The following is a 20,644-nucleotide window of genomic DNA, read 5'->3' on the forward strand; positions in this document are numbered from 1 at the left end:
GTGGCCTCCAGCGCCGCTGCCCCCCGTTCGACAGCGTCGGGCGGGCATGGTGCCCAGCCGCAGGCTGAGGGCAAGCCGCTGCTGGAGACCCGTAACCGCGGACTGCTGACCATCGGCATCATGGGGGCGATGATCATGCAGATCCTCGACACCACGATCGCCAACGTCGCCCTTCCGCACATGATGACGAGCCTGGGGGCGACGGTGGACACCGTCACCTGGGTGCTGACGAGCTATATCGTCGCCACGGCGATCGCCCTGCCCGCCACCGGCTGGCTGTCCGACCGGTTGGGCAGCCGCAACCTTTTCCTCATCGCCACCGGCGGCTTCATCATTGCGTCCATGCTGTGCGGCATCGCCACCAGCCTGGAGGAAATGGTGATCTTCCGTGTCTTTCAGGGCATCTTCGCGGCCTTCATCAATCCGCTGTCGCAAACGTCGATGCTGGACATCAACGCACCCGAAAACGCTGCCAAGGCGATGAGCGTGTGGGGCATGGGCGTGATGGTCGGCCCGATCATGGGGCCGGTGCTCGGCGGCTGGCTGACTGAAAGCTACAACTGGCGCTGGGTCTTCTACGTCAACGTGCCGGTGGGCGCCGCCACCTTCGCGATCCTGTGGTTCCTGCTGCCGAGCAGGCCCAAGGCAAGGCGATCGTTCGACTATGCGGGCTTCGTCTATCTGGGCGTTGCGGTCGCCGCGTTCCAGCTGATGCTTGACCGGGGGCAGAGCGAGGACTGGTTCGACAGCTGGGAAGTCATCATCGAAGGATTGGCAGCGCTGGCGTTCACCTGGCTTGCCGTCTTCCACTTTGCGACGGCGAAGAAGCCGCTGTTCGATCGCGCGCTGTTCCGAAACCGCAATCTCGTCACCGGGCTGTTGTTCATGCTGGTCGTCGGCATATCGACCATGGCGCCGATGGCGCTGTTACCACCGATGCTGCAGAACCTGTTCGGCTATCCGGTGATCGACACCGGCATGATGATGGCGCCGCGTGGGGTTGGCGTGCTTTTCACCATGTGGCTGGCCGGGCGGCTGATGGGCAAGGTCGATACTCGTATCGTCATCATGGTGGGGCTGATCATCTTCGGCATCTCGCTACGGCAGATGGCGGGTTACTCGCTGGAGCAGGATTACTGGCCGGTGATCACCGCCGGGTTCGTCCAGGGGCTGGGCATGGGACTGGTGTTCATGCCGCTCAACGCCATGGCCTTTGCCACGCTGGACGGGCGGTATCGCACCGACGGGTCAAGCCTGCTCAACCTGTTCCGCTCGATCGGCCAGTCGGCCGGCATTTCGATGGTGACCGTGCTGCTGGCGCGGAACACGCAGACCAGCCATGCCGATCTGGCGCAGCATGTGACCGGCACGGTGGTGTCCGGCTTCGACCTCAACATGCTGCGTGGGTTGGGAACCGTATCGGACGCGGCCATGTCGATGCTCGATGGCATGGTGAACAAGCAGGCGGCGATGATCGCCTATATCGACGATTTCTACCTGATGAGCTGGATTTCGTTCGCCGCCGTTCCGCTGGTCCTGCTGCTACAGAAGCCCCGCGGCAAAATGGAAGTCGTGCATAGCGAATGATGCAGATGGGTTGAATCGCGAGCGGCGGTTCTTCGGAAACTGAAACCTTTCCTTTCGCCCGCTGCGCTTGATCGACCGCGGTCGGCGGGCCACATGGATGGCATGCTGATCGAAACCGAACCCACGCCCAATCCGGCAACGCTGAAGTTCCTGCCGGGCCGCACCGTCATGGACGCCGGTACACGGGATTTCGCCACGCCCGAGGAGGCAGAGGTATCTCCGCTGGCCAAGGCGCTGTTCGACCTTGGCGATGTGACCGGCGTGTTCTTCGGACGCGATTTCATCTCGGTCACGATTGCGCCGGGCGCCGCATGGCATGAGGTGAAGCCGGACGTCCTGTCGATCCTGATGGATCACTTCACCGCGCAGATGCCATTATTCCGCACCGGTGGTACCGCCGGGTTCAGCGTACCCGCGGAGGAAGAAAGCTTCTCGGATGACCCCGCCGATGCCGAGATCGTCGCGCAGATCAAGGAGCTGATCGAGACCCGCGTGCGCCCAGCGGTGGCCAATGACGGCGGTGACATCGTGTATCGCGGGTTCGACCAGGGCAAGGTATACCTGCGCATGCAGGGCGCCTGCTCGGGTTGCCCCTCCTCGACCGCGACGCTGAAGAACGGCATCGAACAGCTGCTGCGTTACTACGTGCCGGAAGTGACCGAGGTTCGCGCAATCTGATCGCGAGGGGCGCTGTGGTAGCCGGCATCGCCCCGCCTTGTCACGCCCGACCTTGCCCGCGCCGCACGTGGTATCGGGCGTCGGTCTGCCCCTTTTTCTGATGGAGAATCCGTTTGGCCACCCCGCTCGATGACGTCGCGCTCGATCAGTTGTTCCGCACCGCCCGGACCTACAACGGCTATACCGACGAGCCGGTACGCGAGGAGGAGCTGCGTGCGATCTGGGACCTGATGAAGATGGGACCGACCAGCGCCAATCAGCTGCCTGCCCGCCTAATCTGGTGCACAACGCCGGAGTCGAAGGAGAAGCTTGCGTCCTTCGCGAGCAGCACCAACGCCGACAAGATCCGCCAGGCGCCTGTGACGGTCATCATCGGCATGGACGTGAATTTCCATGAGCACCTGCCCGACCTCTTCCCGCATACCGATGCCAAGAGCTGGTTCGACGGCAACACTGAACTGCGCGAGGCTTCCGCGTTCCGCAATTCCTCGCTTCAGGGCGGCTATTTCATCCTCGCCGCTCGGGCGCTTGGCCTCGACACCGGTCCGATGAGTGGCTTTGACGCTGCGGAAGTCGACAAGGCGTTCTTTGCCGATCAGCCGGGCGTTCGAACCAACTTCATCTCGACCCTCGGCCACGGCGATCCGGCCACCATCTTCGAACGCAGCCCACGCCCGGACTTCGAGAGGTTCAACCGCATCGCCTGATAATCGTGTCGGCAGAGGCCCGGTCTGATTAGGGGTTGAGCCACGGTGCGGCTTTGGCAAAGGGATGTGATGCAGCGTACCCTTGTCATCGATACCGCCACCGCCGCCTGCTCTGTTGCCCTGCTGGAGGGCGATCAGGTGATCGCCGCAGGCCATGATGTGGTCGGGCGCGGTCACGCCGAACGGCTGGTGCCGATGATTGCGGCTCTCCCGGACGGCGGCCGCGCTGACGAGATCCTGGTCGATGTCGGGCCGGGCAGCTTCACCGGCATCCGGGTGGGCATCGCCGCCGCGCGCGGCCTGGCGCTGGGCTGGGGCGTGCCGGTTCGCGGCTATTCTTCCACCGCGCTGCTGGCGGCGGCGGCGATCGCCGATGGCGTGAAAGCCCCGCTTGCGGTCGTGCTTGAAGGGGGCCACGGTGAGGTGTTCATGCAAGGCTTCACCGCCATTCCGCTGCACCCCAGTGATCCGCTCGTGTCCCTGCGGCCCGACGCTGCTATCCTCGCGCTGGGAGACCGGCCGGCGGTCGGCAGCGGCGTTCGCTGGCTATTGCCGATCGATCCCGGCTTGCAGGCCCACGATGCCCTGCCGGACGCATCGCGCGCGAATCTGCTGCCCGCGTCGCTCGCCGACTTGCCGCCACGCCCGCTGTACGGCCGCGCGCCCGACGCGAAGCTGCCGGCGTGAGCACCCGTCTGCACATGATTGAGCTGACCCGCGGCTCGCCCGGCGACATCGCGGCGGTCGAGCAGGTGATGGCCGACGCGTTCGATGCAAGGTTCGGTGAGGCATGGACCCGAGCCCAATGCCTGGGCATCCTCGGCATGCCGGGAGTCTGGCTCACCCTTGCCAAGATCGACGGCGAGATCGCCGGCTTTGCCTTGACGCGCGCGATCGTCGACGAGGCCGAGCTGCTGCTGATCGCCACCTCGCCCCGCTTTCGTCGCAAGGGTGTGGGGGCAGCGCTGTTGCGCAGCGTGATCGCCGATGCACGCGCGCGAGGTGCGGTTCGCCTCCATCTCGAAGTGCGCGCCGGCAATCCGGCCACTCACCTTTATAGCAGCCACGGCTTCGCCAAGGTGGGGGAACGCCGCGCCTATTACCGGGGCCGCGGCGGCGATTCCTTTGACGCGCACAGCTATGCGGTCGCGCTAACCTAGACTTGTTGCGAGTCGATAACGCTTTCGACCTGCGCCCTCAGCGACTACATGGATGCCATGCCACGCAAGATTGATCTCGAAGCCCTCTGTCAGGAAAAAGGCCTGCGCATCACCGAACAGCGTCGGGTTATCGCCCGCGTCCTGTCAGAAGCCGACGATCACCCCGACGTGGAAAAGGTGTATGAACGAGCCTCGGCGATCGATCCGGGCATCTCCATCGCGACGGTGTACCGCACGGTGCGCCTGTTTGAGGAAGCCGGCATCCTTGATCGCCATGATTTCGGCGATGGACGTGCCCGCTACGAGCCCTCGCCCGAAGCTCATCACGACCATCTGATCGACGTCGAAACGGGCAAAGTAATCGAGTTCGTCGATCCCGAGCTGGAATTGCTGCAGAAGCAGATCGCGGAGCGACTGGGCTTTCGCCTCGTCGATCATCGCATGGAGCTGTACGGCGTCAGCCTGAACCGCAAGGACTGACCTTCAACGGCCTTCTGCAGGCGGCTGCCCCTATTCGGTCATGAAGAACGAGTTTGCGCTGAGCGTGAGCCCGGGCGGGTATGCCCGGGCTCACGCTCAGCACGCCGCGCATCAGGATGGCTGGAACACGCCGCAGGCGATGCGGGCGCCGCTATTGCCTGACGGGTCGGTCTTCAGATCGTCCGCATCGGCATGGACCACGAAGGCAGCGCCATCGGTGTCGAGCAGCCCGGCCATCGTCGCGCCGGGGATCGTCGCGGCCACCGTGCCGCGGCCGGCCGAATCGATAATCAGATTGGGAACGTCGCCCTGATGGGGGCCCTGCGGGTTCATCGTCCCGTGCTTCGCGCCCGTCGGGTTCCAGTGGCCGCCAGCCGTTTCGAAGCCGGGAGCATCACAACGACCGGTCGTGTGGACATGGGCGCCGTGTGTTCCCGCCGGCATGCCCTTTGCGTCGACCGTGAAGCGCAGGCCGCCCGTGACTTCGCTGGCGGTGACGCGACCGACATCGGCGCCGGCCGCAGTGCGCAGCATCGCAACCGCCGTCGCGCCGCCCGCGGTCGGCATGCCGGTTTCCAGCTTACCCTCGTCACATGCAGCCAGTGCCAGGACGCATGCGCCCAGTCCGGCGATCGTGAAGCTCTTCATCATGTTCTCCCGTTTCGAGGACGAAACGAGGACTGGAACAGCCGGTTCCATGACGCAATCACGATCAAGGCTGCTGCGCTCCCTCGCGACCGGGGTGGCGATCAGCTCCGGCCCCGGGCGATCACTGTGACGAGGCGACGGCATTGCACGCGCTGCCGCAGGATGGCCGCGACGAGGACGACGTTCAGAATGGTCAGTTCCACGAGGAAGAACCACATCGGACTCCCGGCGATCATGCTGAGGCCAAGGATGATCGTCCGCGGGTTGGCGCCGAGCACCCCCGGCAGGAACAGGAAAGATGGCCCAACCTCGCGCGCCAGCCTCGCGATCCGCTGCCGCTCGGCCGGATCGACTTCAGCGCCGGCGACAATCGCGTTGACCTTGGCCGTGGCGCCGGTCAACACGTGCGAAACCCCTAGATACGCCTTGCCGAGCGCGCCGCCGACGCCGGTCGGCGCGCTGCGATTGTGCTGGAGCCATGGCACGCCATAGGCCCACCATTGGTAGCTGCGCCGCGAACTCTCCGCGAAGACCGACTGGATGATGCGCGATCCGCCCGCCCCGACCGCAAGTACCCATGCGAATGCCCCGAGCGTATCATCGAGCAGCGCGCCGAGCAGAAGGTAAAGGACGACGTGGCCGCCGTAATCGCACAATCCGTCGACCACCTCGCCGCTCGGGCTCGCACGTCCGGTCAGCCGCGCGAGATCACCGTCGGCACCGTCCACGACATGCCACAACAGGTGGAGAGCGAACCCAGCCGCGATCGCTGCCGGCGTGCCGATCCGCGCGTAGAGGATGCCCGTTGCGACCACCATCATCGCCCCGAACACCGAAACCATGTTGGGCGTGATCGGAGTCGCGGCCAACGCTCGCGCCAGCCGCCGCGCCGCGGGATGATAAAGCGTCCTGTTGAGAAACCCTTGCAACTCGCGTGGCTTTCCGGTCACGCTTGGCTGCAGTTCGATCGTTGCCACTTTTCGTGTCCCCTTGCCGGCCCTCTACCACCGGCATGGTTTGCTTGACAGGCGTCGCGTATCTGTCACCACGCTGCCATTCATTTGTCACGTCGGGAACTGTTTCCCGGCGCTTCGGGGTTCAAGAGAATGGCGACGATCAAGGTGGCGGTTATCGGTGTCGGCAACTGCGCATCCAGCCTGGTTCAGGGCAAGTATCATTATGCTGCCAGCAACACGGCCCATGGCCTGATCCACGAGGAAATTGGCGGCTACCGCGTTTCCGACCTGGAATTCGTGGCGGCGTTCGACGTTGATTCCCGCAAGGTGGGGCTCGATCTCGGCCAAGCCATCTTTGCCAAGCCGAACTGCACCAAGGTGTTCTATGCCGATGTGCCGGCCACCGGCACGATCGTGAAGATGGGCGCGAAGCTGGACGGCGTCGCGCCGCACATGCTGACCGCGGCAAACGATCGAGGCTTCGAGGTGGATGAAACCCGCGACGCCACCAAGGCCGAGATCGTTCAGACGATCAAGGATTCCGGCGCCGAGATCCTCGTCAACTTCCTGCCCGTCGGCAGCCAGGACGCGACCGAATTCTACATGGAATGCGCGCTTGAGGCAGGCGTGGGCGTGGTGAACTGCATGCCCGTGTTCATCGCGAGCCGCCCAGAGTGGGAAAAGAAGTTCGCCGACGCCGGCCTGCCGATCATCGGGGACGACGTGAAGGCGCAGGTGGGTGCGACCATCGTCCACCGCGTTCTGTCCAACCTGTTCAAGCAGCGCGGCGTGACGATCGATCACACCTATCAGCTGAACACGGGCGGCAACACCGACTTCATGAACATGCTCGATCGCAATCGCCTGTCGAGCAAGAAGGAGTCGAAGACCGAGGCGGTTCAGGCCGTGCTGAGCGAGCGCCTCGCGGATGAGAACATCCACGTCGGCCCGTCGGACTACATCCCCTGGCTGCACGACAACAAGCTGTGCTTCCTGCGCCTCGAGGGCAACCTGTTCGGCGACGTGCCGATGAACCTGGAGCTTCGTCTCTCGGTCGAAGACAGCCCGAATTCGGCTGCTGTGGTGGTGGACGCGATCCGCTGCGTGAAGGTTGGCCTGGATCGCGGCATTGCCGGCGCGCTCACCGGTCCGTCCGCGTTCTTCTGCAAGCACCCGCCGGAGCAGTTCACCGACGACGTCGCAGCGCAGATGACTGACGATTTCATCCAGGCCGAATCGTCGCTCGCTGCCGAGTAAGTGAAAGCGCTGATCGTTGCAGCCGGCTTTGGCAGCCGGCTGCGCGCCGTTTCCCCGTCCAAGCCGCTGACCGAAGTCGCGGGCGTTCCGATGATCGCCCGCGTCATCGACGCAGCACGTGCTGGCGGCGCGACGGAGTTCGTGGTGGTCACTGGCCATGAAGGCGAATGCCTGAGCGGGTTCCTCGCCCGCCTTGACCCCGCCATCACCTGCGTCGCGACGCCGGATTGGGCACAGCCCAATGGTCATTCCGTCCTGACCGGCGCCGCGGTAATTGGGCCGGAGCGCCATCTGCTGATGATGGCGGATCATCTGTTCGACCCGGAGATCGTACGATCCGCCATCGCGGCCGTGCCAGCAGCGCTGACTCTTGCGGTTGATCGCAACCTCGACAATCCGCTTGTCGACCTGGACGATGTCACGCGCGTGCGGACGCAAGGCGACCGGATCGTCGCGATTGGCAAGCATTTGGACGGTTACGACGCGTTCGATTGCGGCATCTTCTGTGTCGACGGCCGGTTCCACGACGCGCTCCGGGCCGCAATTGCGGAGGGCCGCGCCGGCTCGATCTCCGATGGCGTAACGGCACTGGCGCAGACCGGCGATGCACGGGTCGTTGATGTCAGCAATCGCTGGTGGCTCGACGTGGATGATCCGCGCGCGCTGGCACAGGCAGAGGCTCATTGGGCGAGCGCGCTGAGCGCCTGATAACATCTCGCAAGAGAAACCAGCCGGCGCATGGCTGGTTGTCGCCACTCCACGGGAGAAGCGGCAATGACACAGGCGCAAATCTATCGCGAGCTGAAGGCGGATCACGACAAGCAGCGCGAGATGCTGAAGCAGCTCGGCGAGCTTCAGGGTGCCTCCGGAGAGCGCCAATCGCTGTTCGAGAGCTTCCGGCTGGAATTGCAGAGCCACGCCGCGGCGGAGGAGGAAGCGCTATATTCGGTCATGCTTGCCGACCCTGAGCTGCGTGACGATGCGCGCCATTCGGTCGCCGAGCACAAGGAAGTTGATGATCTGCTCGGCGAGATGATGGCGATCGAGTTCGGCTCCGAGGAATGGGAGCAGAAGTTTGACCATATGCGCCACCGCTACGAGCATCATATCGACGAGGAAGAGGAGGACATGTTCCCCGCCGCTGAAGCCGAGCTGGACGATGAGGTGGAGGCGAAGATCGCGGCGACCTATGAGGAGCGCAAGCCCAAGGAACTGGAGATTGCGCGTGAGAACCCGCCGGGCGGTGATGAGCGCGACTGAGGCGCTGCCGCACCATGCGGATCGTCACTCTGTCGGCACCCGACGACTTTGATGGATGGCGCGAGGCGGCACGTGGCTTGATGAGCCAAAGCGTGCCGCCGGATGATGTCGTGTGGCAGGTCGGCGGTGAGACGACCGATCTGTTCGCCGCAGCGAGGGCGCCCACGCCCGCTGCGGTCGCGCCGGACGCACCAGCGGCGAGCGCCTTCAAGGTACCCCGCTCGTTCATCGATCTTGGCCGAAGTGCCATCCTTCACCGCGATCCCGAGCGGTTCGCCATGCTCTACACCTTGCTCGACCGGCTGCGGCGAAGGCCCGGGGTGATGGAAGATCATGCCGACCCGCTGCTGCGCCGGTTGGAAGGTCTGGCGAAACAGGTTCGGCGAGACATCCACAAGATGCGCGCCTTCCTGCGGTTCCGCGAAGTGGCAGATGCAGATGGTGGGGATGCCGAGGAGGGGCGCTATGTGGGCTGGTTCGAGCCGGAGCACCATATCGTTCGCGCCAACGCCGCCTTCTTCGTCAACCGCTTCGGCAGCATGCGCTGGTCGATCCTGACGCCGGAGGTGTCGCTGCACTGGGACGGAAGCGCACTGCAGGAGGGGCCGGGCGCGACAAAAGCGGATGCACCGCAGGGCGATCCGGTCGAGGAGGTCTGGAAGACCTATTATGCCTCCATCTTCAACCCCGCGCGGGTGAAGGTGGGCGCGATGCTCAAGGAGATGCCGCGCAAATACTGGAAGAACATGCCGGAGACCGCTCTGGTGCCCGACCTGCTCGCCACGGCGCAGAAACGGGAGAGTGGCATGATCGAAAAGGCGAGGACGATGCCGGGCAACAACAGCGAGGCGGCGTGGCAGGCGCTTCGGGAGGAAGCGCTCAGTTGCACCCGCTGCCACCTGTACAAGCACGCGACACAAACGGTGTTTGGCGAGGGCCCTCTCCACGCCAGCATCATGTTCGTGGGCGAACAACCGGGCGATCAGGAGGATCTGGCGGGTCACCCGTTCGTCGGCCCCGCGGGTCATTTGTTCGATCGTGCGCTGGCCGAGGCCAGGATCGATCGCGCGCAAACCTATGTCACCAATGCGGTGAAGCATTTCAAGTTCGAACCCCGTGGCAAGAGGCGGATCCACGCAAAGCCCGACGCGGGTGAGATCGAGGCGTGCCGATGGTGGATCGAACAGGAACAGGCGCTGCTGCGTCCCAAAGTGACAGTTGCGCTGGGTGCGACGGCCGCACGCTCGCTGTTCGGGAAGGTGATGACGATCAGCCGCGAGCGGGGACGGCCGCTTCGCCTGCCGGGTGATGGCGGTGACGCCTGGATCACGGTCCATCCCAGTTACCTGCTGCGACTGCCCGACGAGGCCGCGCGATCTAGCGAATACGCGCGGTTCGTGGAAGATTTGCGCCGGATCGGCGAAACCGCGGCCTAAAGCGCGCGGCAACAGCCGACTGTCGTGCCGTCGCCTCGGCACCACGCGCATCTCGATTGACCGGCCTGTCGCCTTCCCCCACAGGCGCCGCATGTTCGAGAAGATACTTGCTGCCCTCGCCATCTTCACGGTCGGCGTGATCCGTGCCGGTGGCTATTGGGGAATCGTGCTGCTGATGGCGATCGAAAGCGCCTGTATTCCGCTCCCCTCAGAGATCATCATGCCCTTTGCCGGCTATCTGGTCTCGACGGGCGAGATGAACATCTATCTGGCGGCAACCGCGGGCGCCTTCGGCTGTAATGTCGGGTCAGTGGTCGCTTATGAGATCGGGCGGCGCGGCGGGCGGCCTTTGGCGGAGAAGTGGGGCAAGTATGTTCTGGTCGGTCCGGGCGAGCTCGACATGGCGGACCGGTTCTTCAACCGCTGGGGCGCAGCGGCGATCCTGATTGGCCGGATGCTGCCGATCATCCGGACCTTCATTGCCTTCCCGGCCGGGGTAGCACGCATGAAGCTGATCCCCTTCCACGTCTACACGTTCATCGGCTCCTGGCCGTTCTGCTACCTGCTGGCGTGGATCGGCGCGCAGCTGGGCCAGTCGTGGAACAACGATCCGCGGCTCAAGGCCTTTTTCCATCAGGCGGACCTGGCGATCGGGCTGACGCTCGTCGCGGCCGGCGGGTTCTATCTCTGGCACAAGCTGCACGGCCTGAAGAAGAAGCATTGAAGATATCGGGAAAGACGGTGGCGCAGCGCCGGATGCGCCACCGTCCTTCCGGGACCAGCCTAGCGCAAGCCCAACAATTTGTGGGTTTGCAGCGACAATCGCCACCGCGGACGTTCCATGACCTTCGCCATCGCAGCAGCCTGGTTGACGACGGCATTGGGATCATCGAGCGGCTGCAGGAGGAAGTGGCGAAAGCCCCACTCTTCCATCGCCTCCAGGTTCGTGCCGGGCTGCGGCCACACGACCTTCAGTTCGTCACCACTACGCTGGACCGTCTCGCTGCCGGCCTTGGGGCTGATGCAGACCCAATCGATCCCCGGATGAACGGGGAGCGTGCCGTTACTCTCAATTGCCAGGAAGAAGCTGGCGGCGTGCAGCGCGTCGACCAGCGCATCGTCCACCTGCAACATCGGCTCGCCGCCGGTCAGGACCACGAAGCGGTCCTGCTCGCCGCCGTCCCACATGGCCACCACCGCAGCGACTAGCGCATCGGCATCAGCGAAACGGCCACCGCCCAGCCCGTCCATGCCGACGAAATCGGTGTCACAGAATTTGCAGATTGCGGTGGCGCGATCCTCTTCCCGGCCGCTCCACAGGTTGCAGCCGGCGAACCGGACGAATACCGCCCGGCGACCAGCCTGAACGCCCTCACCCTGGAGCGTCAGGAACATCTCCTTTACGGCATAACTCATCGTCAGGGCGCCGGCGGCGTCGTCGCGTAAGCAGACGGATCAACGATCCCCGCGTCCTGGAACCCCTTGTGCCGCAGGCGGCAGCTGTCGCACAGCCCGCAATGCAGACCGCCGGGCGCCGGATCGTAGCAGGACCAGCTCAGCCCCAGGTCCAGACCCAGTCTATCGCCTTCACGCACGATATCCGCCTTTGTCATATGCTGCAGCGGTGCCTGAATCCGGAAGGCATGACCCTCCACCCCCGCCTTGGTGGCGAGTTCTGCAAGGTTCTCGAAACCGGCGATGAACTCGGGGCGGCAGTCGGGATAGCCGGAATAATCGAGCGCGTTCACACCAATGTAGAGCGCGCGGGCGCCCACCGTCTCCGCCCATGCCAAAGCGAGGCTGAGGAAAACGGTATTGCGGGCCGGCACGTAGGTGATCGGTATCCCCTCCCCGACCCCATCCTTCGGTACGTCGATATCGGCAGTCAGCGCCGAGCCACCGAATGCGGAAAGATCGATCGGGAGCACCACGTGCCGAACCGCGCCAAGCTGACGTGCGATTTGCCGCGCCGCGGCGAGCTCAACCTGGTGGCGCTGGTTGTAATCGATCGATAGCGCATAGAGGCGATATCCGGCCTCCCGCGCCAAGGCAGCAGAAATCATCGAGTCCAGGCCGCCCGATACAAGGACGACGGCAGATGGTTGATCGTTGGTCATGATCGCGCGGCGGCTAGGCTCATCAGTGGCATGATGCAAGGAATGAGGCCGAAGAAAACGGCCGTCCGCACAGGCGAACGGCCAGGAAGTCCCGGCTAGAGGACTGAACTAGGGAGAGAAGTGCTCGGCTAGAGGCACGTCGTCAGCTTAAGGATCGATCGTTAAGATCGTGCTAACGAATGCCCGGCACCTGCCCGTCGGATCAGCCGGCAAGCTCCTCAACGGGAACGGGAAACACAGTCGAGCAAAAGGCGCAATCGACCCCGATCACCCCGTTCTCATCCGCCATGGCGAGACGTTCGTCGTGGGGGAACTTCGCCAACACGCCGCGGATGTGCTCCAGGGTGCACCGGCAGCCACGCGAGAGGGCGGTATCCGCAAGGACGCGAACCTCATCCTCCTCGTTGAACAGGCGCCACAGCAGCGTTTCGAGCGGTAGCGACGTATCAGCCAGCTCATCCGCGCCCATGGTGGCACCCAGCGCCGCCACATGCTCCCATTCAGGATGATCGAGCTTGGTATGGAGACGCGCGCGACCTTCTTCGCCTTCGGGAAGATGCTGAAGCAGCAGGCCGCCGGCGACGCAGCGCCCGTCCTGCTTGGCAAAGCCGACGCGGACCTGCGTGGGGATCTGCTCGGACTGAGCGAAATAACTCTGCACGGCATCGGCGAGGCGATCGCCATCGAGCGGAACGATGCCCTGGTAGCGCTCCTTGGTGGTCGCCAGATCGAAGGTGATCGCGAGATAGGCCTGACCGAACAAATCCACGAGCGCCGGATCTTTCGGGGCGGCCGCCAACAGGTCGGCATCGAACTGCACGTAACCGCGAATTTCGCCGCCCCGATAATCGCAGACGAGCAAGCGAACGACGCCCGTCTCGCTCTGGGTCTGGAGCGTCAGCTGACCGTTGGCGTCCTTCAATGTCGCGCCGACCAAGGCGGTGACGGTCAGCGCCTCCGCGAGGAGCGACTCGATGACCGGCGGATAGGCGTGGGCGGCGAGGATTTCGTCGAGCACCGGGCCGAGGCGCACCATCCGGCCGCGGGCATTCTGGCCCGGGATGGTGAAGCCAATCGCGCGGTCAAAATCAGGTTTGACGGTCTGCATGCTGTTCATTCAAGCCTTGCCCGCTGCAACTCCGCCCACGCAAGCGTGAGCGCCCTAGCCAATCCGGGGAGAACGGGGATGGCAGCCTAGATGGTGCGGGAGAAGATCGGGATCAACCGATCTGGCCCAAGCACCAGCGCAGAATGGATTTTTGCGCGTGCAGCCGGTTTTCCGCCTCTGCCCAGATCAGCGATTGCGGACCATCGATGACGTCGGGCGTCACCTCTTCCCCGCGGTGCGCGGGGAGGCAGTGGAGGAACTTCGCATCGGGCTTGGCGGCCGCCATCAGCGCGGCATCGACCTGGAACGGCATCATGGCCGCGAGCTTGGTGTCGGCATGCGCCTGGCCCATCGAGATCCAGGTGTCGGTGACGACGATATCGGCGCCTTCGACGGCCTCGCGCGCATTACCGACGACCATTGCGCGGCCCTTGCCGAGCGCGAGGTCTTCTTCCGACGGCTGATAGCCCTGTGGGCAGGCAGCGACGACATCGAACTGCATCAGCCCAGCCGCCTCGACGATGGATGCCAGGACGTTGTTGCCGTCGCCGAGCCACGCGACTTTCAGGCCGGGGAGCGACTTGCCCTGTTCGATGATGGTGAGGAGGTCGGCCGCGATCTGACACGGATGCGACGCGTCGGTGAGGCCGTTGATGACCGGGACGCTGGCGTAATGCGCCATTTCCTCGACCTTGGCGTGATCGTCGGTGCGGATCATGATCGCGTCGACATAGCCCGACAGGACGCGGGCGGTGTCGGCCACCGTCTCGCCGCGGCCGAGCTGCATCTGGCCCGCCTCCATCACGATCGACTGGCCGCCGAGCTGGCGCACCGCCATGTCGAAGGAGACGCGGGTGCGGGTGGAATTCTTCTCGAAGATCATCGCCAGGACGTGGCCGGCGAGCGGCGCGTCGGCATCCACGCGGCCCTTGGTCCAGCCGGCGCGGGCCTTCTTGCGATCGAGCGCGTCCGCGAGAATGGCGGCGAGGCCATCGGCACCGGCGTCCGACAGGTTCAAGAAATGGCGGGTCACTTCAGCTCCTCCAATGGCCTCATGCGCATCATGGGTGGCCGCTATCCGGCGAAAATCGGCCTCGATCCAAACAGGCGCGGCCAGATCCGTCCGAACGGCTCCGGCGCATGGCACCGGAGCCTTTTCCATCAATCGTCGCTGGCGGGAACGTAGACGCGCGCCGCCTCGCTCAGCTTCTCGATACACTCGGCAATGTGGCTTTCGTCGATCACCAGCGGCGGCAGAACGCGCACGACATTCTCGCCGGCCGAGACCAGCAGCAGGCCATGGTTGTCGCGGGCGAATTCAACGAAGCGGCGGCTGTCGCTCTTGAGCTTCAGGCCGAGCATCAGGCCGTGGCCGCGCACGCTGTCGAACAGGTGATCGTGGTTGGGGATCATCTGTTCGAGGCCCGAGCGCAGCCGCTCACCCATCTGGGTCACGCGATCGAGGAAGCCGTCTTCGAGGATCACGTCGAGCACTGCCTCGCCCGCGGCCATCGCGAGCGGGTTGCCGCCATAGGTGGAGCCGTGGGTGCCGATCACCATGCCCTTGGCCGCTTCCTCGGTAGCGAGGCAGGCGCCGAGCGGGAAACCGCCACCGATGCCCTTGGCCGATGCCATGATGTCGGGCGTGATGCCGTAGAGTTCGTGCGCGAACAGCTTGCCGGTGCGGCCATAGCCCGCCTGCACCTCATCGAGGACCAGCAGCAGGCCGTGTTCGTCGCACGCCTTGCGCAGGCCCTTGAGGAACTCGGGCGTCGCGGCGCGGATGCCGCCTTCGCCCTGGATCGGTTCGACCAGGAAGCCGGCAGTGTTCTCGTCAATCAGCGCCAGCGCGGCTTCGAGATCGTTGAACTCGGCATATTTGAAGCCGGGCAGCAGCGGTTCGAAGCCGTCACGCATCTTGGCTTGGTTGGTGGCCGAGATGGTGCCCATGGTGCGGCCATGAAACGCCATCGAGAAGGTGATGAGGTCGTGGCGCTGCGGGTTGCCGTTGGCGAAGTGATAGCGGCGCGCAGTCTTGATCGCGCATTCCACCGCCTCGGCACCCGAATTGGTGAAGAACACCGTGTCGGCGAAGGTGTTGTCGACTAGACGCTGCGCGAACTGCTCACCCTGCGGGCTGCCGTAGAGGTTGCTGACGTGCATCAGCGTGGCGGCCTGATCGGCGATCGCCTTCACCAGTTTCGGATGGCCATGGCCGAGCGCGTTCACCGCGATGCCGCTGGCGAAATCCAGGAAACGGCGGCCATCCTCGCTGATCAGATGGCACCCCTCGCCTCGCACTGGCCGCACCCCGCAGCGGGGATAAACGGGCATCAGGGCGGTGATCGACACGGGGCGTCTCCTTGAAAGAGCAAGGGCGGCCCAACAGGGACCGCCCTGACGCCCTGATACGGATTCGGTGCCGGGGGCGTCAACACCGTGAAAGGCGTGACGCCATAACCGGCGGATCAGCCCTTCGCCGCGTCCAGCGCCTGCGCCAGATCGGCGAGGATATCGTCGATATGTTCAAGCCCGATCGAGAGGCGGACGTAGCCAGCCGAGACGCCGGTCGCGAACTGTTCCTCCTCCGACAATTGCGAATGGGTGGTGGAGGCGGGATGGATCGCGAGGCTGCGCGCGTCGCCGATGTTGGCGACATGGTAGAACAATTGCAGCGCATCGATGAAGCGGCGGCCGGCGTCGCGACCGCTGGCAAGCTCGATCCCGATCAGGCCGCCCAGACCCCCGGTGAGGTAGCGATCGGCGCGGGCGCGCTGCTTCCCCTCCTGAACCGAGGGGTGGATGATGCGGGTGACGTCCGAGCGGCCCTTCAGGAAATCGACCACCTTCAGCGCATTGTCGCAGTGGCGCGGCATGCGCAGCGGCAGCGTTTCCAGCCCCTGAAGGATCTGGAAGGCGTTGAACGGCGAGAGCGCGGCGCCGAGATCGCGCAACAGGACCGTGCGGGCGCGTAGCGCATAAGCGATCGGGCCGAGCGGCTTTGCCGCCTCCGCCCAGACGGCGCCGTGATAGCTGGGATCGGGCGTGTTGAGCAGCGGCTGACGCTCAGGATAGGCCGACCAGTCGAAATTGCCGCCGTCGACGATCATGCCGCCGATCGAGGTCCCATGGCCGCCGATATATTTGGTGGTCGAATAGACGACGATCGCCGCGCCATGATCGAGCGGGCGGGCAAGCAGCGGGGCGGCGGTATTGTCTACGATGAGCGGGATGCCGAGCTCACGCCCCGCGGCGGCAATCTCCGCCAGCGGTGAGACAACCAGCTTCGGATTGGGCAAAGTCTCGACATACCAGGCGCGGGTGCGATCGTCGGAGGCAGCGGCGAAGGCGCCCGGGTCGCTCGGATCGACGAAACGGGTCTCGATCCCCATGTCGCGCAGCGTGTTGGCGAAGAGATTGTAGGTACCGCCGTAGAGGTCGGTCGCGCTGACGATATTGTCGCCGGCGCGGGCAAGGTTCTGCACCGCATAGGCCGACGCTGCCTGGCCCGAGGCGACCGCGACCGCCGCCGCGCCGCCCTCGATCGCGGCAATCCGCTGTTCGAGGATGTCGGTCGTCGGGTTGCCGATACGGGTGTAGATGTTGCCGAGTTCCTGCAACGCGAACAGCCCGGCGGCATGATCGGCATCGCGGAACTGGTAGGAGGTCGTCTGGAAGATCGGCGGTGCCACCGACCCGGTGGCGGGGTCCGCGCGCCAACCGGCATGCAGCGCCAGCGTTTCCGGACGGTAATTGGCCTTGCTCACGAACACTCTCCCTTGGCTTGGTTGCGGACAGGCTATCGCCTCGCGCCGCGATCGCGAACCTAGAAAGGGTTTCGATCCCCCAAGATGGTATCGCCGTGACGCCAGACCGAGTGGCGTGTGCGACGATCCCCCCTTCCCCGGCGATGCCCGGCCGGAGTATCCATGTGTGTTAAGTGATCAACACAGACGAATGGAGCATGTCACATGGCCGGTCCCTGGTCCCATCACGCCCGCACCGGGCTGTCGGACGATATCGATTTTGAGATCAAGGGACAGGAATTGCAGTTCGTCGAGATCGAACTGGACCCGGGCGAAAGCGCGGTCGCCGAGGCGGGGGCCTTCGTGTGGAAGGATGCCTCGATCGAGATGACCACCGTCTTCGGTGATGGGTCCGGCGGCAGTGATGGCGGGTTCATGGGCAAGCTGCTGGGGGCGGGCAAGCGCCTCGTCACCGGTGAAAGCCTGTTCACCACCGTCTTCACCCATCGCGGATCGGGCAAGGCGCGGGTCGCCTTCGCCAGCCCGACGCCGGGGACGATCCTGCCGATCCGCCTCGCTGACCTGGGCGGCACGCTGATCTGCCAGAAGGACAGCTTCCTTGCGGCGGCGAAGGGCGTGTCGATCGGCGTCGCGTTCCAGCGGCGGATGATGACCGGGCTGTTCGGCGGCGAAGGCTTCATCATGCAGAAGCTGGAGGGCGATGGCTGGGTGTTCGTGCAGATGGGCGGCACGCTGGTGGAGCGCGAGCTTGCCCCCGGCGAGCAATTGCACGTCGATACCGGCTGCCTTGCCGCGTTCACGCCCTCGGTCGATTTCGACCTGGAGATGGTGCGCGGCGTGAAGAGCATGATCTTCGGCGGCGAGGGCATGTTCTATGCGCGGCTGACCGGGCCGGGGAAAGTGTGGGTCCAGTCGCTGCCCTTCGCGCGGCTTGCGGGCCGGATGATGGCCGCAGCGCAGGGCGGCGGCGGCAACCGTGGCGAAGGATCGGCGCTGGGCGGGTTTGGCGATTTCATCGGCGGCAATCGCTAGCCGCGCAACCGGGGCGGCGACCGGCGTCGCCCCGCGATTTTCGGGAGGTAGCCATGCTGGATCATGTGAGCATTGCGGTGGGCGACATGCGGCGCTCGCTTGCCTTCTATGACAAGGCGCTGGCGCCGCTCGGCATCACGCGGGTCATGGTGCAGGGCGGCAGCGAAGAGTTGCCCGACCAGGTGGGCTATGGCGTCGGACCCAAGCCGTTCCTGTGGATCGCCAAGGGACGGGCGATCAGCGGCGCTATCCATATCGCGGTTGCGGCCCCCGACCGGGCCAGCGTCCAGGCCTTTCACGCAGCGGCGCTGGCGGCTGGCGGGCAGGACAATGGCGCGCCCGGCCTGCGGCCGCATTACCATCCGGGCTATTATGCGGCCTTCGTGCTCGATCCCGACGGGTGCAATCTGGAGGCCGTCCACCACAGTTTCTGAGGCTTGGCGGGCGGCCCCAGATGCTCAGCCGGCGGCGGCGTCGATCACCGCGGCGGTCATGCGCGAGAGGCAGATGAGCTTGCCCGCATCATCCTCGATCCGGATCGTCCAGACCTGAGTCGTGCGGCCGAGCTGCTCCGCCTTCGCGGTGGCGTGGACATAGCCGTCGCGCGCGGCGCGCACGTGATTGGCGTTGATGTCGAGCCCGACCGTCACCTTGCCGTCGGGCACGGCCATCGCGCCGGCGACCGATGCGACCGTTTCGGCCAGCACCACCGAGGCGCCGCCGTGGAGGCGGCCGAAGGGCTGATGCACCTTCCTGCCGACCGGCATTCGCGCGCGCAGCCAGTCATCGCCGTGATCGGTGAACTCGATCTCCAGCAGCCCGGGGAGGACGCCCTCCCCCAATGTGTTGAGCTGCGCGAGGTCGATCGGGCGGGTCCAGATCGCCATCAGTAGGACCGTCCGATCAGCACGCGCTCGACCGCCGGGCCGCCGGTGAAGATGCAGGGTGCGCCGGGGTGGCCGGTCTGTCCCATCGGTGCGTTGCGGATGGTGAGCTTCAGCGCCTTCAGCCGCTCGACCACCTTGTCGAGTTCGGCGCCGGTCGGGCGCGACCAGGCGACGTCGGCCCAGCCGGGCTTCGCCGCGCTGTCGGCGAACATCGCCTCGACGCCGGCCCAGTCATCGACCGGGCTGATGCTGGCCTTCAGCCGCTCGGACGCCTCCTTGTGGAGCGCGACCTGGATATCCTCGAGCATTGCGCCGGCCTGTTCGACGAACGTGTCCTGCGTGACGATCGCGCTGTCGAGCTTGCCATCCTCGCGATAGAGGCGATCGCGACGGACGACCGAGACGTTGCCGCCGGCCATGTCGCGTGGGCCGACCTCGACGATGATCGGCGCGCCCTTCTTCACCCAGCCCCAGCGCTTCGTCGCGGCCTTGGCGGGCTTCAGGTCGAGCAGCGCGCGGACCGGCTCGCCAAGCGCGGTCTGCTTCGCGAGCGAGGCCTGCAGCGCCTTGCAATAATCGACCAGCTCCGCGTCCTCAGGCTTGTCGCGCAGCATGGGGACGATCACGATCTGCCACGGGGCGATGCGCGGCGGCACGCGCAGGCCGTCGTCGTCGCCATGCACCATGATGACGCCGCCGATCATTCGGGTCGAGACGCCCCAGCTGGTGGTGTTGGCGAACTCAAGCTCGCCATTCGCATTCTGGAAGCGGATGTTCTGCGCATGGGCGAAATTGGTGCCGAGGAAGTGGCTGGTGCCCGCCTGGAGCGCCTTGCCGTCCTGCATCATCGCCTCGATCGAATAGGTCGCGACGGCGCCGGGGAAACGCTCATTCTCCGGCTTCTCGCCAGCGACGACCGGGAGCGCGAGGCAGTTTTCGGCGAAGTCGCGATAGACCTCGAGCATCTTGAGCGTCTCGTCGCGCGCCTCATCGGCGGTGGCGTGGGCGGTATGCCCTTCCTGCCAGAGGAATTCGCTGGTGCGCAGGAACATGCGGGTGCGCATTTCCCAGCGGACGACATTGGCCCATTGATTGATGAGCACGGGGAGATCGCGCCACGATTGCACCCAGCGCGAGAAGGCAGTGCCGATCACCGTCTCGCTGGTGGGGCGGACGACCAGCGGCTCCTCCAGCTTCGCCTCGGGGTCCGGCGTCAGGCCGCCCTTGCCGTCGGCGACGAGGCGGTGGTGGGTGACGACCGCCATCTCCTTCGCGAAGCCTTCGACATGCTCGGCCTCCTTCTCGAAATAGGAGAGCGGGATGAAGAGCGGGAAGTAGCAGTTTTCATGGCCGGTCGCCTTGATGCGATCGTCGAGCAGGCGCTGGATGCGTTCCCAGATGCCATAGCCCCATGGCCGGATGACCATGCAGCCGCGCACGCCCGATTCCTCGGCGAGGTCGGCTTCCGAAATGACGGCCTGGTACCAGGCGGCGAAATCCGCCTCGCGCGTGACGGGGAGTGCATGCTTGATCATCAGGCGCGGATAGCTTCTCGCGCGGTCGC

23 protein-coding genes are annotated in these 20,644 nt (G+C 65.2%); 13 read left to right on the forward strand and 10 right to left on the reverse strand.

The window, feature by feature from the left end; all coding sequences use genetic code 11:
* The 6 genes from XM50_RS16025 to XM50_RS16050 all read left to right on the forward strand — a co-directional run bounded on the left by XM50_RS16025 (window position 1) and on the right by XM50_RS16050 (window position 4,612).
* Window positions 1-1,587 (forward strand): DHA2 family efflux MFS transporter permease subunit, encoded by a 1,587-nt coding sequence (locus XM50_RS16025; RefSeq protein WP_046410873.1) that lies wholly within the window; start codon window positions 1-3, stop codon window positions 1,585-1,587.
* A gap of 102 nt (window positions 1,588-1,689) precedes the next feature.
* Window positions 1,690-2,265, forward strand: coding sequence for a NifU family protein (locus XM50_RS16030; RefSeq protein WP_046411803.1), 576 nt, complete (start codon window positions 1,690-1,692; stop codon window positions 2,263-2,265).
* A gap of 113 nt (window positions 2,266-2,378) precedes the next feature.
* Complete coding sequence (locus XM50_RS16035; protein WP_046410874.1) at window positions 2,379-2,972, forward strand: malonic semialdehyde reductase; 594 nt, start codon at window positions 2,379-2,381, stop codon at window positions 2,970-2,972.
* 69 nt (window positions 2,973-3,041) lie between these two features.
* Complete coding sequence (gene tsaB, locus XM50_RS16040) at window positions 3,042-3,659, forward strand: tRNA (adenosine(37)-N6)-threonylcarbamoyltransferase complex dimerization subunit type 1 TsaB (protein ID WP_046410876.1); 618 nt, start codon at window positions 3,042-3,044, stop codon at window positions 3,657-3,659.
* Window positions 3,569-4,132: a GNAT family N-acetyltransferase gene (locus XM50_RS16045; RefSeq protein ID WP_231622032.1), complete on the forward strand. Its 564-nt coding sequence runs from the start codon at window positions 3,569-3,571 to the stop codon at window positions 4,130-4,132. The genes tsaB and XM50_RS16045 overlap by 91 nt, the downstream gene beginning before the upstream one ends.
* Before the next feature lie 57 nt (window positions 4,133-4,189).
* Complete coding sequence (locus XM50_RS16050) at window positions 4,190-4,612, forward strand: Fur family transcriptional regulator (RefSeq protein ID WP_046411805.1); 423 nt, start codon at window positions 4,190-4,192, stop codon at window positions 4,610-4,612.
* A gap of 111 nt (window positions 4,613-4,723) precedes the next feature.
* Here the strand turns inward: XM50_RS16050 and XM50_RS16055 are convergent, their stop codons facing one another.
* Together XM50_RS16055 and XM50_RS16060 are read right to left on the reverse strand one after the other, a co-directional pair.
* Window positions 4,724-5,260 carry a superoxide dismutase family protein gene (locus tag XM50_RS16055; protein ID WP_046411807.1) on the reverse strand — a complete coding sequence of 179 codons (537 nt, stop codon included), beginning with the start codon at window positions 5,258-5,260 and terminating at the stop codon, window positions 4,724-4,726.
* A gap of 101 nt (window positions 5,261-5,361) precedes the next feature.
* A complete protein-coding gene (locus XM50_RS16060; protein WP_052742606.1) occupies window positions 5,362-6,237 on the reverse strand; it encodes a CDP-alcohol phosphatidyltransferase family protein in 876 nt (291 codons plus the stop codon).
* A 129-nt stretch (window positions 6,238-6,366) separates the two neighbouring features.
* Here XM50_RS16060 and XM50_RS16065 point away from each other — a divergent pair, with 129 nt between their 5' ends.
* The 5 genes from XM50_RS16065 (at window position 6,367) to XM50_RS16085 (ending at window position 10,893) form a co-directional block, all read left to right on the forward strand.
* Window positions 6,367-7,473, forward strand: a complete 1,107-nt coding sequence (locus XM50_RS16065) for an inositol-3-phosphate synthase (RefSeq protein WP_046410880.1) — start codon at window positions 6,367-6,369, stop codon at window positions 7,471-7,473.
* Window positions 7,474-8,181 carry a phosphocholine cytidylyltransferase family protein gene (locus XM50_RS16070; RefSeq protein WP_046410881.1) on the forward strand — a complete coding sequence of 236 codons (708 nt, stop codon included), beginning with the start codon at window positions 7,474-7,476 and terminating at the stop codon, window positions 8,179-8,181.
* A 66-nt stretch (window positions 8,182-8,247) separates the two neighbouring features.
* Window positions 8,248-8,733, forward strand: a complete 486-nt coding sequence (locus XM50_RS16075; protein WP_046410885.1) for a hemerythrin domain-containing protein — start codon at window positions 8,248-8,250, stop codon at window positions 8,731-8,733.
* A 14-nt stretch (window positions 8,734-8,747) separates the two neighbouring features.
* Window positions 8,748-10,169, forward strand: a complete 1,422-nt coding sequence (locus tag XM50_RS16080; RefSeq protein ID WP_046410886.1) for a UdgX family uracil-DNA binding protein — start codon at window positions 8,748-8,750, stop codon at window positions 10,167-10,169.
* A 91-nt stretch (window positions 10,170-10,260) separates the two neighbouring features.
* Complete coding sequence (locus XM50_RS16085; protein WP_046410888.1) at window positions 10,261-10,893, forward strand: DedA family protein; 633 nt, start codon at window positions 10,261-10,263, stop codon at window positions 10,891-10,893.
* Between the two features lie 59 nt (window positions 10,894-10,952).
* On the opposite strand, the gene queE is transcribed toward XM50_RS16085, so the two are convergent.
* From queE to XM50_RS16115, 6 genes are all read right to left on the reverse strand, one after another.
* Window positions 10,953-11,585, reverse strand: a complete 633-nt coding sequence (gene queE, locus XM50_RS16090) for a 7-carboxy-7-deazaguanine synthase (RefSeq protein ID WP_046410889.1) — start codon at window positions 11,583-11,585, stop codon at window positions 10,953-10,955.
* 2 nt (window positions 11,586-11,587) lie between these two features.
* On the reverse strand, window positions 11,588-12,286 hold the full coding sequence (gene queC, locus XM50_RS16095; protein WP_046410891.1) for a 7-cyano-7-deazaguanine synthase QueC: 699 nt from the start codon (window positions 12,284-12,286) through the stop codon (window positions 11,588-11,590).
* A 202-nt stretch (window positions 12,287-12,488) separates the two neighbouring features.
* Window positions 12,489-13,394, reverse strand: coding sequence for an Hsp33 family molecular chaperone HslO (gene hslO, locus XM50_RS16100; protein ID WP_046411812.1), 906 nt, complete (start codon window positions 13,392-13,394; stop codon window positions 12,489-12,491).
* Between the two features lie 112 nt (window positions 13,395-13,506).
* Window positions 13,507-14,427 carry an ornithine carbamoyltransferase gene (gene argF, locus XM50_RS16105; protein WP_046410893.1) on the reverse strand — a complete coding sequence of 307 codons (921 nt, stop codon included), beginning with the start codon at window positions 14,425-14,427 and terminating at the stop codon, window positions 13,507-13,509.
* 128 nt (window positions 14,428-14,555) lie between these two features.
* Window positions 14,556-15,746, reverse strand: coding sequence for an aspartate aminotransferase family protein (locus XM50_RS16110; RefSeq protein ID WP_046410894.1), 1,191 nt, complete (start codon window positions 15,744-15,746; stop codon window positions 14,556-14,558).
* 116 nt (window positions 15,747-15,862) lie between these two features.
* Window positions 15,863-17,161: an O-acetylhomoserine aminocarboxypropyltransferase/cysteine synthase family protein gene (locus XM50_RS16115; protein WP_046410896.1), complete on the reverse strand. Its 1,299-nt coding sequence runs from the start codon at window positions 17,159-17,161 to the stop codon at window positions 15,863-15,865.
* Between the two features lie 204 nt (window positions 17,162-17,365).
* Here XM50_RS16115 and XM50_RS16120 point away from each other — a divergent pair, with 204 nt between their 5' ends.
* Window positions 17,366-18,193 carry a TIGR00266 family protein gene (locus XM50_RS16120; RefSeq protein ID WP_046410897.1) on the forward strand — a complete coding sequence of 276 codons (828 nt, stop codon included), beginning with the start codon at window positions 17,366-17,368 and terminating at the stop codon, window positions 18,191-18,193.
* A gap of 53 nt (window positions 18,194-18,246) precedes the next feature.
* Complete coding sequence (locus tag XM50_RS16125; protein ID WP_046410898.1) at window positions 18,247-18,627, forward strand: VOC family protein; 381 nt, start codon at window positions 18,247-18,249, stop codon at window positions 18,625-18,627.
* A gap of 24 nt (window positions 18,628-18,651) precedes the next feature.
* On the opposite strand, the gene XM50_RS16130 is transcribed toward XM50_RS16125, so the two are convergent.
* Both XM50_RS16130 and proS read right to left on the reverse strand, forming a co-directional pair.
* Entirely contained in the window at window positions 18,652-19,080 is a 429-nt protein-coding gene (locus XM50_RS16130) for a hotdog fold thioesterase (RefSeq protein ID WP_046410899.1), read from the reverse strand.
* Window positions 19,080-20,615, reverse strand: a complete 1,536-nt coding sequence (proS, locus tag XM50_RS16135; protein WP_046411814.1) for a proline--tRNA ligase — start codon at window positions 20,613-20,615, stop codon at window positions 19,080-19,082. Before proS ends, XM50_RS16130 begins: the two co-directional genes overlap by 1 nt.
* Window positions 20,616-20,644 lie beyond the last annotated feature (29 nt).

Source organism: Sphingomonas sp. Ag1, assembly GCF_000980895.1.
Lineage (GTDB): Bacteria > Pseudomonadota > Alphaproteobacteria > Sphingomonadales > Sphingomonadaceae > Sphingomonas > Sphingomonas panaciterrae.